Raw genomic sequence first — 15754 nt, 5'->3', positions numbered from 1 at the left:
AACTGGGTAGGTTACTTGATGAGCCACCCTTCGCGCTTGAGCACCTGGGAAACGCTCGCCCTATCTTTTTCGATGTAGCCTTGAAATTCTTCGCCGACCATGAATTGCCCGGTGAGCGAGGTCTTGGTGAGATATTCCTGCCATTCGGGTGTCTCGCTGACCTTTTTCAAAACATCGCGGTAGAAGGCGACCACATCTTCCTCGACGCCGGCCGGCAGCCAGACGGTGCGCGGCATGCGGTAGTTTTCCAATGGAATGCCGGCTTCCTTGCATGTCGGAATGTCGTGCCAGCCCTTGCCGTCATGGACGGCATCACTTTGCGGAAAGCGATCCGGTCGGAAAACGCAGAGCGGCTTGACCATGCCGGCCTGCCACTGTCCACGATTCTCGTTCGGATTGTTGACGTTGGCGTCGATGTGGCCCCCGGCAAGCTGCGTCGTGGCCTCGCCACCACTCTTGAACGGGATGTAGCGGAACTCCGCGCCAACTGCTTCGGCAAGCGAGGAGACCAGGATCTGATCGGTGTCTTTCGACTGGCTGCCGCCGAACTGGATGGAGCCCGGCTTCGCCTTCGCGGCCTCGACGAAACTTGCTGCGTCGGCGATTTCGGACTTGCCGTTGACCCAAATCAGGAACTCGTCGAGCGCCATGGCGGCAATCGGAGTGAGGTCCTCCGGCTTGTAGGGAACGGCTGCCACACTCGGCAGCAGATATTCGTTGATGGTGCCGAAGGTCAGCTTGTAGGGGTCGCCTTATGACCAGCAGCGTAGACGAAGCCTTCTGCGCCGCTGCCGCCGCCCTTGTTGGTCACGACAATCGAGGTGTCGATCAGCTCATGCTTCGTGATGATAGACTGAACCGTGCGGGCAAACGTATCCGTCCCGCCACCGGGACCGGAGGTAACCACGAACTCCACGGGCCTCTTCGGCTCAAAAGCCAGTGCCGGTGTGGCAACCGCGACCGCCAGCGTCATCGCAGAGAAATATTTCAGCATGTCAGTTCCTCCCTTGTAATGTCGGCGCCCTCCAGCGCCTGCGAAATCGCGTCTATTCAGCGGGCGCTCGTCTCCGCTCAGCCATTCTTGCGGCCAGAAACACTGCCTCGCGAGAGGCACCGACATCGGCGATGCCGCGACCCGCGATGTCATAAGCGGTTCCATGCGCGGGGGTGCAGAGTGGGAACGGCAGTCCACCGATCATGGTGACGCCCTTGTCAAAGCCCATCATCTTCATCGCGATCTGGCCCTGGTCGTGATACATGGTGAGGACCGCGTGAAAGCCTTCCTTAAGACCGCGCAAGAAGACGGTATCTGCCGGGAAGGGACCGTCTACATCCATACCGAGCGCCTGGGCGGCCTTCACCGCCGGCTCGATGATCTCGATTCCTCCATGCCGAAGCTGCCACCGTCACCAGCATGCGGATTGAGACCGGCGACCGCGATCCGGGGCCGATCGAAGCCGGCCTGCCGCAGGCATTCCCCTGTCAGCTTCAATTCGGCCAGGATAGCCTCCTGGGAGAGATGAGACGCCACCGCAGAAAGCGGGATATGTGAGGTAACGCGGGCGTTCCAGATGCGCTCCAGCACGTTGAACTCCCGCATCTTGCCGGGATAGCTGAGGACATCCGAAACGAAGCGGATCTCGTCATCGTATCCCGGATAGGCGTAACGCATCGCCTTCTTGTTGAAGGGCGTGAAGCAGACTCCGTCGCAGCGGCCTTGATGGGCAAGTTGCAGGGCGAAACGGAAGTTTTCGACCGCGAATTGACCGCCGATAAGCGTGGCCTCGGAGACGGTTACGTCTGCTGGGTCGAGATGCCCAAGGTCGACGAAGACATGGCCGCTTGCCGGCAGGTCGGGGATGTCGTGACGGCATGCGAGCTGGAGATCGAGAGCGACACCGGCGATGTCGGCGCCCTTCTCAGCACGCGCTCGTCGCCGATCGCGATGAAGCGGCAGACATCGCGCAGCTCAGGAAGCGCCAGCAGGCGGGCCGTCAACTCGGGGCTGATTCCCGCCGGGTCGCCCATCGCCAATGCCAATGTCGGACGCCCAGCAGCCCGAGCTTCAATGTTCAGTGCGTCCACTATGCCTGCCTCCATGCACATTCCATATCGCATTCTGTATTCTGTATACATAATTATTCGTACATTGTGAAGACCCCTTCTGATGGCATAAGGTGATTTGGACGAAGCAACACTGGATTGAGGATCACACCTTGGACGGCACGGCCGAAAGAGCAGCAGGACGCGGTATTATCGAACGGCAGTCGCTCCATCAGGAGATCGTCAGCCGGCTGCGCGACATGATCATCGAGGGAGAATTGCAGCCGGGGGAGCGCCTTTACGAAATCCCGCTCGGCGAATCGCTGGGCGTGTCACGCACGCCTTTGCGCGAAGCACTAAAATCGCTGGCCAGCGAAGGGCTGGTGGAACTCGCTCCGGGTCGTGGTGCGGTGGTCCGGCAGTTCACCCGCAAGGATGTGCACGACATGCTGGTGCTGATCAGGTCGATGGAGGAACTGGCTGCGCGTCTCGCCTGCGAGGTGGCAAGCGACGAGGATATCAGGCGTGTGCGCGAGCTTCATGACCGGATGAGGGCACATTACGAAGCCGGTGAGAGGATGGAATACTATAAGCTCAATCAGCAGATACATAGCTCGCTTGTGGCGCTTGCCGATAATCCCCACCTCTCGGCTTTCCATGCCACTCTGCAGGCGCGGCTGAAACGCATCCGCTTCATCGGCCACGAGGGGCCGGAGCGGTGGGCCGCGGCCATGGCCGAGCACGAGGACATCGTCGCAGCACTGGAAAAGCGCGACGTAGAAAGGCTCGTCGAGATCATCGGCAAGCACTTGCATAATGCCTGGCTACGGGTGCGGGATGCGGTCTGAGCCGAAAAGGCTGGCCCCGCTACCTCGCGCCGGATCCTTATCGGACCAATGATTTCCCAATGCAGGAGCGACACGCCGGCGATCTCGCCGCGGACAGAGGAATATCCTGCATTCACACGAAGAGCATCGGAGCGTTCAGGCGCGGGAGATGTACTACTAAATCACCCATAGCGATCATTTCTTGGGAGCCCTCCAATTGCTTTGAAAGCTAACAAACTTGCTTTTTTACAGTGGCGGGAATATTTTTATTTTGCCGGTCAATAAATCATCCAACCAGTATTATCTGCGGTGGAGCTATGCCCGAGTTTCACGGAAAGAACAGCCTTGCGGCTATACTGCTGATCTTCCTGACAGCATTGGTCTTTCTCGGGCTTGGACGACCCGCTGCCGCGGCACCCGATGAACAGGATGGCCGGCGGGTTGCATTGATCGTCGGAAATTCCGTTTATAAGACGCTGCCCTCATTGCCTAATCCTGCAAACGATGTCCAGGAAGTCGCTAACACGCTGCGCAAGGCAGGTTTCGACATCACGATCGGCATCAATGTGGACCGGATCGGGCTTGAGGACACGGTGCGCAGCTTCCTCCGCTCGGCCAATAATGCGGAGGCCGGTCTCATTTATTATTCCGGCCACGGCATCCAGGTCGGCGGACAGAATTTCATCGTGCCGGTCGATGCCACGCTGGAGACTCCCTATGACGTCGAGACGCAGACCATGCCGCTCGACCTCATCCTCAACCACCTCAAGCAGAATTCGCGCGTGCAGCTGATCTTCCTCGATGCCTGCCGCAACAATCCATTCAATGCGCAGAAATTCTGGATGGCGCAAAAGTTGGAACCGGTCGGCGCCACGCGAGGTCTTGCCCGCATCGACAGCGACCTCGGCAGCCTGATCGCCTTTTCCACGGAACCCGGCCAGGTGGCGCTCGATGGCGAGGGGGCGCTGAGCCCCTATTCCGAATCCTTCATCAAGCGCGCCAGCGAGCCCAACAAAGAAATCCGCCAGGTGCTGACCGATGTGCGTCGCGACGTCATCGCCATGACCAAGGGCAAGCAGGTGCCGTGGGAAAACTCCTCGCTGATGGACAGCTTCTATTTCATTCCGGCGCCGCCGCCGCCGAGCGTCGAGCCGATGCAGCAGGTGAGCGTGCCGGAGGGTGTGGCCGCGACCAAGCTGCCGATCGCGCCGCCGCATGACGAAACCGGCTCGGCGCTGCTGGTGACCCTGAACCAGCTTCCGCAGACAGGCCGACTGAGCTTCGAAGGCAAGCCGGTGGAGCAGGGCGCCAAGATGCCTGCCGCGGCGCTGACCGCGCTCTCTTACGACTCGACCGGCGTTGCCGCCGGGACCGTAGGCCTGATCGGCTATACCGTCAGCGATCCCTATGGCCAGGCGACGCAAGGCGTAGTCGCCATCACTGTCTCGGCGGATGCCGGCGCCAAGCTCGCCCAGCTCGAACAGGAAAAGCAGGCGCGGCTTGCCGATGCCGGCGCCTATCTGAAAGCGCTGCCGCGTGACGTCGAGACAACGATCGGCGTCGGTCCCGTCGAAGCCGGCCTGCCTGAAGTACCCGCATCGGCTGCGGAAATGACCTTCAAGGTCGCTGCCCTGCCCGACAAGGGCACGCTGCGTGCCGGAGACCGGGTGATCGGGCCCGGCCACGTGCTTGAAGCAAAGGATATTGCGGCACTTTCCTTCGAGCCGCAGATCGGCACTGAAAACCAGCCTTTCGCGCTGACACTGCAAGCCGCCAACGACGATTTGCCGCCTGCCACCGTTACCTTCAAACCGACGCTTGATGACTGTGATACCGCAGCCGCCGCCCCCCTCGACCTGCAGGGAGTGACCGCGGGCAAGCTGCCGAACGAAATCGATCCCGCCATCGCGCTGCCTGCGTGCAGCGAGGCAATGAAGACCTATCCCGAGGTCGCCCGCTTCGTCTATCAGCTCGGCCGCGCACAGCTTGCCAACCGCGAGACGAAGGCGGCTTTTGCGACGATCAAGAAGGCGATGGATGCCGGGCATGTCAGGGCGATTTCCGAACTCGCCTCGCTCTATCTCGTCGGAGCGTCTGTGCCGGCAAATCCCGGCAAATCAAGCGAGATAGCCGCCATCGGCGCGAAGAAGGGGGATCCCTACGCGCTCTATGCCTATGGCAAAAGCCTCTATTATGGCCGCGGTGTGAAAGCCGACACCGAGGAAGGCCTGAAGCTTATGCTCCAGGCAGCCGACCTCGGCCACACTTACGCCATGAACGAACTCGGCTACATTTTCTCGAACGGCGTCAACGTCCCATCCGACATGGAACGCGGCATTCGCTTTTACGAGTCGGGTCTCAAGAGAGACGACATATATTCGATGAACAGCCTCGGGATGATTTATCGCGCAGGCAAAGGCGTGCCGCAGAACCTGGAGAAGGCGCTGGAGCTTTTCAAAAAGGCAGCGGACGGCGGCCAGCCTTATGCCCCGCGGAACATCGGCCTCATGTATAGAGACGGCTTAGGGGTGCCTAAGGACGAGGCTGCAGCCGTTTCATGGCTGGAAATGGGCGCGGAGCGCGGCGATTATTGGAGCGCGTTCGAGCGGGCCAAGATGGCCAAGGCTGACGGTTCGGATGCGGAAAGCCTTGTGACCGCCGCTCGCTATTTCGCTCTTGCAAGCGCGCTCAACAGGCCCGGCACCGGCGATCCTAAAAAGCAGTCCGACAAGGAGCTCGCATCCTTGGCTGACTCCGCCAAAAAGAAGGCTGCAGAGGCGTTTTCGGCGGAATTGACTCCTCAGGAACTGAAGGCTCTGCCGAAGACGAAGTCAATCAACGAGAGGCTGACGCTTCTTGCGAAAGCGACCTGGGCAAAGCGAAATCCGCGATATGATCTTTTTTAAACGGTGACCCGGGGGCCTGACATGACCAGCAAAGTCTTCATCCGTGTACTCCTCTGCTCGACCTTCATCGCAGGCTCCGGCGTCATGTTGCAAGGCTGCATCTTTGACCCGGGAGGCAAGACGCTCTTCGCCACTCAAGAGCCGGCGCAGCCGGCACGCAAAAAGGCGCCAACCGTCAAAAGGGCCGTCGCCACGAGTGATGACCGGGAACCGGCTTTTGCTCGTTCGGAAAGGGGTTCCGGTTCGGACAGCTCTTCCGGGATGGGCGGCGGCAATGACTCCGGGGGCAGCGACTCCGGCGGCAGCGATCCTGGCGGCGGCGGTACCGGGTGGGACTCAGACCGCCGGCTGAAGACGGATATTCGTCGCCTCGGCACATCTCCTGCCGGCATCCCGATCTATGCATTCCGCTACATCTGGGGCGGACCGCTCCTTGTCGGCACGATGGCGCAGGATCTTTTGCTGATCAGGCCGGACGTCGTGTCTCGAGGTGCAACCGGATATTACACCGTCGACTACGACCAGCTCGATATCAAAATGATATCGATCCCGGATGAGCTTTCGCTTGTTTCACCGGGAGTAGCCGCTGCAGTCGGCGCGCTTTCGGCCGACGCCGCAAAGACGCAGCCTTTGATCAGACTTCCGGATCTTGCCTTGTAAAATGTTCGGTCGACAATGTGATCGGAATGCCCTGTGCCGGGTGCCAGGCTTGTTGCGCCTTTCGGCTCCCTGAATCCATCCGCCCAGCCTTAGCCATCCAGCCCCTTGAAGCGCACCGGCTGGTAGCCGCGCAGCAGCAGGCTGCCGAGCGAATAGGTATTGCGGCAGACGCGGCCCTTGCAGGCGTTCGGCGATGCCTCCATCACCTCCACTTTCCGGTCGTCGGTGAAGCGCATGAACAGCATGACGTGCGAGCCGGGCCGGTTCAGCGCGTCGCCCGGCTGCAGCGACCAGGGGTCGGCAAGCCGCTTGGTGATGCTCGGGATCGCGCGTGTCGACACATGCATCTTCAGACCCCAGGCATCGCTGACGAAACCCGAGCAGTCGACGCCGAGAATATTGGATTGCGGCGCGCTCTTGGTGCAGACGTTGCCGGCCGTCCGGCCGTTCATGACCCCATTGGCGAAATCCTCGAGCGGCGTCTTGCAGCCCCAGCAATAGGGCACGCCCTTCACGGTCTGACCGCGTTTGCCGATCAGGTAGATCGGCCTGCGCAGTCGGTTCATGTTGGCGCAACCCGGCCCGGGCTCCCCGCCATAGGCTGCCGGCGTGACCAGCCAGTTCAGCGTCTCGAAGCCGATTGCCCGTTCGATGACGTCACCCCGCGATTTCGGCAGGATTGCCACCTTCGGCGTCTTTCCGGGTTTGGGCGCAATCGCTGCTTTTGGCGGCCGAGCGACGGCGAGCTTGCGGCCCGGCTCGCGCCCGTCGAGTTTCAGCACCTGCGCCCGGCTTTCCCGAGAGCGGAGGAAAAGCACATCGCCGCGCGGGCCGATCGCCACGAAGCGCCGCGCGAATACCGTGTCGCCCTCGATCGGCAGATCGAAGACCCGTTCCATCACGCCGTTCGGCGTAAAGCGCACCACCAGCATGCCCGTCCGTTCCGGCCGGTCGGCAGGCACGAGTTCGACCAGCGCGAAGGGCCTGCCCGTCGTGTCGATGTCGAGAAGTTCCACGGTGCCGATCCGCCCTTCCGAGGGAAGTTGGAGAGAGAGGAAATTCTCCTCCGAGCTCGCCCGCCGCAGCAGGATTTCCGCCTTCTCGTCCGCCGCCGAGACTTGCGCAACGATATCGCCGAGCCCGCGGCTCGGGACATATTGAATGACCGGCGGGCGGGTTTTCGGCCGGCTGGTGCTGCGGCCGATCTCGTCGATGATGCTGTTCAGCGGTCCCGGCGGAACCGACCCCATGGAGGCGAAGACCGAGCGGGTATAATCGTCGGCTTCACCGCCGTCGACCGCGCGCAATGTCTGTGACCGCCCGTCGGCGCCGGTGGAGCGCTCGAGCGGCACGACCCCGTCCGACCAGAGGTAGAGCTCGTTGTGGACGACGGCGAGATCCTCAGGCGCCGCATTTTCCGGCAGCGGCAGGACCTCGGGTTGGGCCTGGGAGCGTTCGCCGTCAACGGCGAGCACGCGGCCATTATTCTGATCGAGGATGTAGATAGTGCCGTCGTCGCCGACGGTGATCGCCGCCGGTCCCGATGCTTCGACCTCCTCATTGGCGGAAATGATGCCGACCGACCGAGCGCCGTCGCCGCTCGGCAGCTCAATGATCGTCGTGTCTTTGGCGAGGACCGGCCAGGCGAACGCAATCGCCGCCGCCACCAGAATATGCGACTGAAGACTACGCATTGCCTCGACCCCCAAAAGACCGTCAAGTCCTTAAAATGTTAGGGTAGAAGGGGCTCGTCAGCAAGGTGTCGCCTTCCAAACGATTTGGAGATCGGCGACCGCGATAGTACAAGTTCATCCTCTCGAAGTTTTACTGGGCGGGGAAGCTGATGCTGGACTGGAACGGTGACGAACTGGCGCTCGACGTCAGCCTGCTGGAGCAGGTGCGCGCGGCAAGGATCGGTTTCTCCGATCGTGTCTGCGCCGCCTCGGCCAGCAAGGATGAAAAACATCTGGCGCAGCTGCGCTCCGAGCCGACCTATCTGATGGCAGAGTTTCTGTATTCGATGAAAGTCTTCGGCATCAATACCGCCGAGGATATCGAACGCTTCGCTGATCTGCACAATGATTACGTCGTTTCGCTCACCCGCGACCCGGCCAAGCTGCAGCGCCTCGGGCTTTCGCAGGAACGGGCGCTGGCGTCGATGTTCACCGCCGATACCAAGCCGCGGCTGATCCAGAACTGGGCTGAGAAGGCAGGGGCGATCGACCAGTCCAATCTTGCCCGCTTCCTGGTCGCGGTCATGTCGAGCGAGACCTGCCGCAAGACGCTGATCGATTTCGAGACGGCCGGCTTCATGCAGCGCAAGCGCTCGCCCTACGGCACCATGGTAGTCTGGTCGACCGGCAGGATCGAAGAAATTTTCGGCGAAATGCTGCGCAATCTCCGCCTCGGCCTGCAGCAGCTGAAGATACTCTGACATCTCTCTCCAGCCGATTTCAACCCTCCCAATCGATTGGCGCCGGACGCCGTTGCCTTCTATCCGACCTCTCCCTATTCTCGCATTTGTCGCGCGATGGCGCCCCCTCGGACGGATGTGACGACGATGATGAAATCCCGGCTCCTGACCTTGTCGATCGGCCTGCTGCTGGCGCTTGAGATGCCCGGGCTAGGGCATGCCGGGCCGGTTGAGGATGCGCTGGCCGCGCGAAACCCCACCCTTGCCGCACTTCGTCGGCATGACGAAAAGGCCTTTGCCGCTGCCGTTGCGATCATCGCCGAACATGAGCGCGCCGAGGGGCTGACGCCCGGCCAAGGCAAGCTGCCGCAGACAACCTCGCCCGGCCGCGACATCGGCTCGGGCTCCGGCAAGGAATTCACATCAGACAATCCGGATATTCTCTGGCTCTACAATTCCTCGCCGGAGGGAATGAGCGACCTGATCTCGATTTTGAAATCCGCCGGCCAGAAGCCGAAGAATTAGAGCATTCCTCTAGTCGAAGCGGACTATAAACCGACGACGGATACTGCCGCGTGAGTCTTGCTCGCATCTTTGCCTTCGCAGAAGCTTTCAGCTTCCAAATAATTTGTAACCCTCCCTCAAGCAAGACAGGCGAAGCCATCCCAATTTCACCGGTCAGTGCTATTCTCATCTTCAGCACAGTGTGAGATTGTTCGAAGGGGGAGGTTCCGATGCTCAGCCGCAAAGCCATCCTAGCCGCAGCCACATGTCTTTCGCTTTTTTCGCCGATCCTCGAGGTCGGGGCTCAGAACGAACGCACGCTGACGGAAGCGCCGGCACAGAGCGGGCCTGTGAGCATTACCTTCGATCGCGCCGAGCCGAAATACGCCATCGGCGAAGTCGTCGGCCTCTTCATCCAGTCGAGCGAGAACGCTTACGTCACGGTGCTGAACGTCTCTCCGAACGGCTCCGTCACCAAGCTCTTTCCCAACAAATACCAGACCGATGCCCTCGTTGCCGCCGGCAAGCGCGTGCAGGTGCCGGATCCCGCAAGCGGCGCCAGGCTGCAGGTTTCGGGCCCGGTCGGGCAGGAGCAGATCAAGGTCTTCTATTCCTCCAAGCCGCTCACCATCTTCGCCGATCTCGGCGGCAGCGGCAGCGGCATGTTCCGCTCGATCGACGGCGGCATGGAGGCCGTTTCCCGCAGCCTTGAGGAAGCCCGCAGCCTCGGCACCAAGATCAGCAGCAAGACGCTGACGCTGACGACGGTCGACAGCATGGCGGCCCTGCCGCCCTCCGCCGTTCCGCCAGTCGCCGCCGCAAAACCCGCACCGGTCGAACAGGCTGCAAAGCCGCCCGTTGCACCGCCGAAACCGCAGGCCGCCCCGAAGCCGAAGCCCGTCGTCAAACCGGATGTCGCCAAGAAGCCGGAACCGGTGATCGAAAAGCCGAAAAAGCCGGCGCCGAAACAGGCCGAACAGGCCGCGAAGCAGCCACCGAAGAAATACAAGATCGTCACCAATCTGGCGCCCGGCCAAGAGCTTGCCGCCGATGAACTGGAGCTGATTGGCCCAGCCGACACCACCGCGTCCACCCGGCCGAGTCAATATAATCAGCCGACGCCGTATAAGCAGCCGGCCCAGTCCTCTCAGACCAAGATGCCGAAACTGCCGATGCCGCAGGTCAAGATGCCGCAATTCAAGCTTCCCGGCGGTTTCAGCATCAAGATGCCGCCGCTGAACTTCGGCCGTTCGGCCGAACCTGGCCAGGTCGGCGAAGAGATCGAGGTGGCCAATGCCGATACGCCGGCCTGCAACGCCCTGCTCGACAAGCTGAACGCGGCGGTGGCCGGCAAGGACATCACGGCTGCCGCCACACAAGCCGATGCGATCGCCGTCAGCGCCGAATGTGGCCAGTTCCAGATCAACGCCCAGCGCCGCGTCGCAGCCCTCAGGCTCGCCGCCGCCCAGGAGATGATGGCGGCTGACAAGCCGGTCGCCGAGTACGAGCCGCTGCTCGTCGCCGCCGACAGTCCGCAGGTGCTCTGGCAGGCCTCCGCGACACTCGGCGAGATCTATTTCTCCGCCCGCCGCTTTGCCGATGCCGCCGCCGATTACCAGCAGGCGATCGAAATCATCAAGAACGAGACCCGCACGCCGAAGGCGCCGCCGGCCGATACGATCTCCGATCTCATCCAGCGCGCGGCCCAGGCCCGCATCCTTGCCGCCAACCCCACCAGCGACAATCCGCAAGGCAGCTTCGTGCCGGTGGAGAAGGATCACCGCAGCGGCGTGCTCGGCGGCATCTATTCGGAAAATGTGCGCGGCATCGTGCCCGTCTCGATCCCGGTGCCGATCACCTTCGATTTCGACAAATCGAGCTTCACTTCGATCGGCACCGAGGCCGCCCAGGAATTGCTGGAAGCGCTGAAGGAGCAGAAGCCCGGCCGCATCATCCTGATCGGCCATACCGATCGGAAAGGCGGCGACGACTATAATCAGAAGCTTTCCGAGCGGCGCGCCAAGGCCGTCGCCGATTTCCTGAAGAACAACGGCATCGACGCGGAGATCGACGCGGAAGGCCGCGGCTCCTCCGAACCTGTGGATGTCACCGCCACGGCCAACCTCACCGAAGACGATATCGACGCGCTCAATCGCCGCGTCGAGTGGCGCCGCGAATAGAGGGGCGAGGGGAACCGGCCATGTCCAGATTCCTTTCCATGGCCACCGCACTCGTCCTTCTCACAATGGCGGGCACGGATGGTCTTGCCCGGACGATCGAAGCTCCCGAGCGCGGCACGGTGAGAGCTGTTCTGATCGGCATCGACCTCTATCGCAATGTCCCGCCGCTGCACGGCGCCGTCGCCGATGCCGAGGATCTTTCCCTTTCTCTGCGCTCGGTCGGAGTCGAGGACATAACGCTTCTGAAGAACGGCGCGGCTGACCGCCAGGGCATCTTCGATGCGATCGGCGCGGTCACGCAAAGGGCAGGGCAGGGCGATCTCGTCGTGCTCAGTATTGCCGGCCACGGATCGAGCGAGCCCGAGCGCGTCAAAGGTTCCAAACCGAGCGGCCGCGACGAGGTCTATGTCCTGGCCGGCTTCGATACCCGGCTGCCGGGATCGCGCGAGCGCATCTTCGGCGACGAATTCAAGGTTCTGATCCACAGGCTGGAGGAAAAAGGCGCCGAGGTCCTCTTCATTGCCGATACCTGCCATGCCGGCGGTATGACGCGCGATGTCGATCCGCGCGGCGCCAAGATCACCTGGCGCCAGGCGCCCTCCTATACGATCGAGGAGGATGACCTTGCGCCGATTTCGACGGCGGCGGATGCGCTCTCCACCGGCTTCGATTATAAGCGGCTGACATTTCTGGCCGCCGTCGATGAGAACACCAAATCGCCGGAGATCATGATTCCAGGCGTCGCCCAGAAGCGCGGGGCGCTGAGCTATGCCACGGCGCGCGCCTTCGAAGGGGCCGCCGACCGCAACGGCGATGGCGTCGTCAACCGCCGCGAGCTGTTCGAATATGTGCGCCAGTCGGTCTATCAGTTCACCGACCAGCGGCAGAACATCTTCACCCAAAGCCCACCGGGGTCCGATCTCGATCGCGCGGTCGTCTATGCCTATGACAGGGCGGGCGCTGCGGAAGCGGAGAAATCGAATGTTCCGCCACCGCCGCCCGAGCCAGCCCCGATTGCTGTCGCCGCCCTCGGTTCCGAGCCGGTGCTGCAGGATATCGACCCCGCGGTCATACCCTTCAAGCTGACGGACGAAACCCGTGCCGAGCTCGTCTTCGATCCGGAAAAGCGAGAGGCGATCGCCGGCGGCGATGTCGTCGCCTCGGAAGTCGGCGCCGGCGATATCCCTTTCATTGTCGACCGCATGGCCGCGCTGGACACGCTGAAGCGGCTGTCGGAGACTAATCCGCAGACCGTGCGGGTGACCCCTTCCGACACCGTCCACCGCGAGGGCGAGCGCGTCGGCGTCACCGTTTCGGATCTGGGCGGACGCAAGCTCGTGCTCTTCGATGTCACCGGCGATGGAACCGTGCAGTTCCTCTATCCCGGCGAAAGGGAAGTCGATGCCGAGATGTCCGCGAGCTTCGATCTCGATCTTTCCGTCGTCGCCCCTTTCGGCACGGACCTGCTCGTCGCCGTCACTTCGGACAGGCCGATGCCGGCCCTGGTTGAATTCCTGAAGCAGAATGACAGGCGCCGCACCGCCGGCAACATCGCGCGACGTCTTGGTGACGTCCTTCCCGCGGGCGCGCGCGTTGGATTTACGGTCCTCTATACCTCCGCCGGAGCCAAGCTATGAGCACCTCGATCAGCAGGATCCTCAACGTCGCGGCCCTCCTTCTGCTTCTGGCCTCGCCGGTTCTTGCGCAGCAGGACACCGATTTTGCCGGCGAGGATGGCGGGCGCGTGATCGGCGGCCAGGCTGCGAAAAAAGGCGATTGGCCCTGGCAGGTGAAGATCCTGGCGCCCGATCCCGAACAGCGCGGCCGCTTCGGCGGCCATTGCGGCGGATCGCTGATCTCGCCGCGCTGGATTCTGACGGCCGCCCATTGCGTCACCAGCGGCCGTTCCGGCAAGCAGGATCTCTTCGCCCGCGATCTCCTGATCGTCGAGGGAAAGTCGAAGATCGACAAGGTGATCTCGGTCGACGGGCCTGATAAGCCGGGGCTGTCAGTCGAAGACGTAATCATTCATGAGGATTTCGACCGCAAGGTCTTCGCCAACGATATCGCTCTCATCAAGCTTGCCGAAGCCGCGGTCTCCAGGCCGGCAATCCTCGCCTCCACCTCGGACGAGGGCGTCGAAGCCGCGGGCGGCACGGCCATCGTTACCGGCTGGGGTTACACCAAGTCTGATCACGGCTGGGATGACAAATACCTGCCGACCGAATTGCAGGAGGTCGAGCTGCCGCTCGTCTCACGCGAGGATTGCCGCGCCGCCTATCGCGAAAGCTCGATGCGCATGAATCCGATCGACGAGCGCAATGTCTGCGCCGGCTATGCCGAGGGCGGCAAGGATGCCTGCCAGGGTGACAGCGGCGGTCCGCTGGTCGCCCGGCGTCCCGACAAGCGCTGGATCCAGATCGGCATCGTCAGCTGGGGCGCCGGTTGCGCCGAGGCGGAACATTACGGCGTCTACACCCGCGTCGCCACCTTCCGCGACTGGATCGCCGCAAAGACGGACGGCGACGTGCCGAATGCGTCCGATCCGTCAGGTGCCGCCGCCGACGACCGGGTGGCGGCGGTCGGCACCAAGCGCCGTCCTGCTGCCGGCGGAACGCCGGTCGGGACGAAACACAAAGAGATCCCGGCTGAGCAGCTGGAGGCGAACCTTGCGATCACCACACCTCCCGGCAGCACTGAGGTGCCTGGGGAAACGACGGAGACGCCGGACGCCGGTTCGCCCGAGGGCAATCAGCCGGAGGTTCAGGCGCCGGCCGCCGAGCTGCCCACTGTAGTACGTTCACCCGGCGACCGCGCCCTTCTGATCGGCATCGACGATTATGAAATGCGCGAGGCGAAGCTGACGGGGTCCGCCGACGACGTGAAGGCGATGCAGCTCTTCCTCGTCAAGACGCTCTCCTACCGTCCCGAACACATCCATACGCTCACCAACCGCAAGGCCACCCGCGAGGCGATTCTTGCCGAAATCGACGACTGGCTTGTCCGCCAGTCGCAGGCCGGCAGCCGCGTCTTCCTGTATTTCAGCGGCCAGGGTTCGGAAGAAATGGGCGCCGAAGCGACAACGAGCCCGACGCTTGTTGCCGCCGATGCGAAGCTCATCCGCGATGGCGGCAAGGTGACTGTCACCAACCAGATCCGCGAAACCGAAATCGCCGCCCGGCTGAATAGCCTTAAGGACCGCCGCGTCACGCTGCTGATCGATGCCTGCCATGTCGGTCCCGGCAGCCGCAGCGCCGTCGCTGCGCCCGCCGGTGGCAGGGTGCGCTGCCTAGGCCCCGCCCTCGCATCGCTGCAGCCGCCGAACCGTTCCGGCAAGGAAGCGAAATTCTCCTTCGGCGGCGAAACGGCAATGGTCTGGTCGGCGGTGAATTCGGGGCAGTGGGCGCTGGTCGATACGGAGGCCAGGCCGCCGCTCGGCGTCTTCACCCGCCGCTTCATCGAGGGCGTGCAGGAAGGGGTAGCGCGTGCTTCCGACAAGCCGAATGTCAGCAATGCCGCCCTGCTCGATTATGTCAGACGCAAATCGGACGAATATTGCCGGGCGCATTCGGAAGAATGCCGCTTCACCCCGGTGCCGCAATTCTACGGATTGCCGGATGCGCTCGGCCGCGACGTCGTTACCGGCGAGGAGGCAAAGACGCCGGTCGCCGCCGTTGAAAATACTTTGAAGACCGACAATGAGGCGGGCGTCGCCGTCGACGTGCTGCCCGGCACCTCGGTCAGCATCGGCGACAAGGTGGCGATGCGTGTCTCCACCAGAAAGCCCGGCTACCTGATCCTTGTCGATATCGACGCTTCGGGCAAGCTGACGCAGCTCTATCCGAACAAGCGCTCGATGGGTCTGAAGCCAACGGCCAAGGGCGGCGACAACCGGCTCGATCCGGCAAGGCCGGTGGTCGTGCCCGATGCCCGCAATCCCTATATCGGCTTCGAATATCAGGTGGAGGGGCCCGCCGGCGTCGGCATGGTCGTCGCCATCCTCAGTGACAAGCCGATCGAAGTGCTCGACCTGCCGGATGTGCCGACACCGCTCGTCGGCCAGCGTGCCGCCTTCAACTATGTCTACGACCTCGCCCGAAGCCTTAGGATCGTCGGTGAAGACGAGAATGGTGTCCAGGGCAAATGGTCTTTCGATTCCAAATTCTATCGCATCCGCTGAAAGAGGAGCGAATGATGTCGAAATCCATTCTGCTGGCGGAC

Annotated in this window: 9 protein-coding genes and 2 pseudogenes; 8 read left to right on the top strand and 3 right to left on the bottom strand. The window is 62.5% G+C overall.

What is annotated here, in order from left to right:
* Window positions 1-11: 11 nt before the first annotated feature.
* Window positions 12-994 (bottom strand): annotated as a pseudogene (locus J2J98_RS21670) (Bug family tripartite tricarboxylate transporter substrate binding protein).
* Window positions 995-1046: 52 nt separating this feature from the next.
* Window positions 1047-2100, bottom strand: a pseudogene (locus J2J98_RS21665) (4-hydroxythreonine-4-phosphate dehydrogenase PdxA).
* A gap of 116 nt (window positions 2101-2216) precedes the next feature.
* On the opposite strand from J2J98_RS21665, the gene J2J98_RS21660 reads away from it, so the two are divergent.
* The 3 genes from J2J98_RS21660 to J2J98_RS21650 all read left to right on the top strand — a co-directional run bounded on the left by J2J98_RS21660 (window position 2217) and on the right by J2J98_RS21650 (window position 6436).
* Window positions 2217-2891, top strand: coding sequence for a GntR family transcriptional regulator (locus J2J98_RS21660; protein ID WP_064708562.1), 675 nt, complete (start codon window positions 2217-2219; stop codon window positions 2889-2891).
* Window positions 2892-3187: 296 nt separating this feature from the next.
* Window positions 3188-5776 carry a caspase family protein gene (locus J2J98_RS21655; protein ID WP_207603426.1) on the top strand — a complete coding sequence of 863 codons (2589 nt, stop codon included), beginning with the start codon at window positions 3188-3190 and terminating at the stop codon, window positions 5774-5776.
* A gap of 21 nt (window positions 5777-5797) precedes the next feature.
* Window positions 5798-6436: a tail fiber domain-containing protein gene (locus J2J98_RS21650; RefSeq protein ID WP_138394699.1), complete on the top strand. Its 639-nt coding sequence runs from the start codon at window positions 5798-5800 to the stop codon at window positions 6434-6436.
* Window positions 6437-6525: 89 nt separating this feature from the next.
* Here J2J98_RS21650 and J2J98_RS21645 read toward each other — a convergent pair whose 3' ends face one another.
* Entirely contained in the window at window positions 6526-8130 is a 1605-nt protein-coding gene (locus tag J2J98_RS21645; protein WP_138394700.1) for a hypothetical protein, read from the bottom strand.
* 149 nt (window positions 8131-8279) lie between these two features.
* Between J2J98_RS21645 and J2J98_RS21640 the strand changes: the two genes are divergently transcribed.
* The 5 genes from J2J98_RS21640 (at window position 8280) to J2J98_RS21620 (ending at window position 15713) form a co-directional block, all read left to right on the top strand.
* Window positions 8280-8870, top strand: a complete 591-nt coding sequence (locus tag J2J98_RS21640) for a hypothetical protein (RefSeq protein WP_064708329.1) — start codon at window positions 8280-8282, stop codon at window positions 8868-8870.
* A 126-nt stretch (window positions 8871-8996) separates the two neighbouring features.
* The gene (locus J2J98_RS21635; RefSeq protein ID WP_064708328.1) at window positions 8997-9374 is read left to right on the top strand and encodes a hypothetical protein; all 378 of its coding nucleotides are present in this window, start codon (window positions 8997-8999) and stop codon (window positions 9372-9374) included.
* Window positions 9375-9583: 209 nt separating this feature from the next.
* A complete protein-coding gene (locus J2J98_RS21630) occupies window positions 9584-11533 on the top strand; it encodes a DUF4384 domain-containing protein (protein ID WP_207603425.1) in 1950 nt (649 codons plus the stop codon).
* A 20-nt stretch (window positions 11534-11553) separates the two neighbouring features.
* Window positions 11554-13170, top strand: coding sequence for a caspase family protein (locus tag J2J98_RS21625; RefSeq protein ID WP_207603424.1), 1617 nt, complete (start codon window positions 11554-11556; stop codon window positions 13168-13170).
* On the top strand, window positions 13167-15713 hold the full coding sequence (locus J2J98_RS21620; RefSeq protein WP_207603423.1) for a trypsin-like serine protease: 2547 nt from the start codon (window positions 13167-13169) through the stop codon (window positions 15711-15713). The genes J2J98_RS21625 and J2J98_RS21620 overlap by 4 nt, the downstream gene beginning before the upstream one ends.
* Window positions 15714-15754: the final 41 nt, after the last annotated feature.

This window comes from Rhizobium bangladeshense (genome assembly GCF_017357245.1).
Classification (GTDB): domain Bacteria; phylum Pseudomonadota; class Alphaproteobacteria; order Rhizobiales; family Rhizobiaceae; genus Rhizobium; species Rhizobium bangladeshense.
This window is presented reverse-complemented; position numbering and strand designations above follow the sequence as displayed.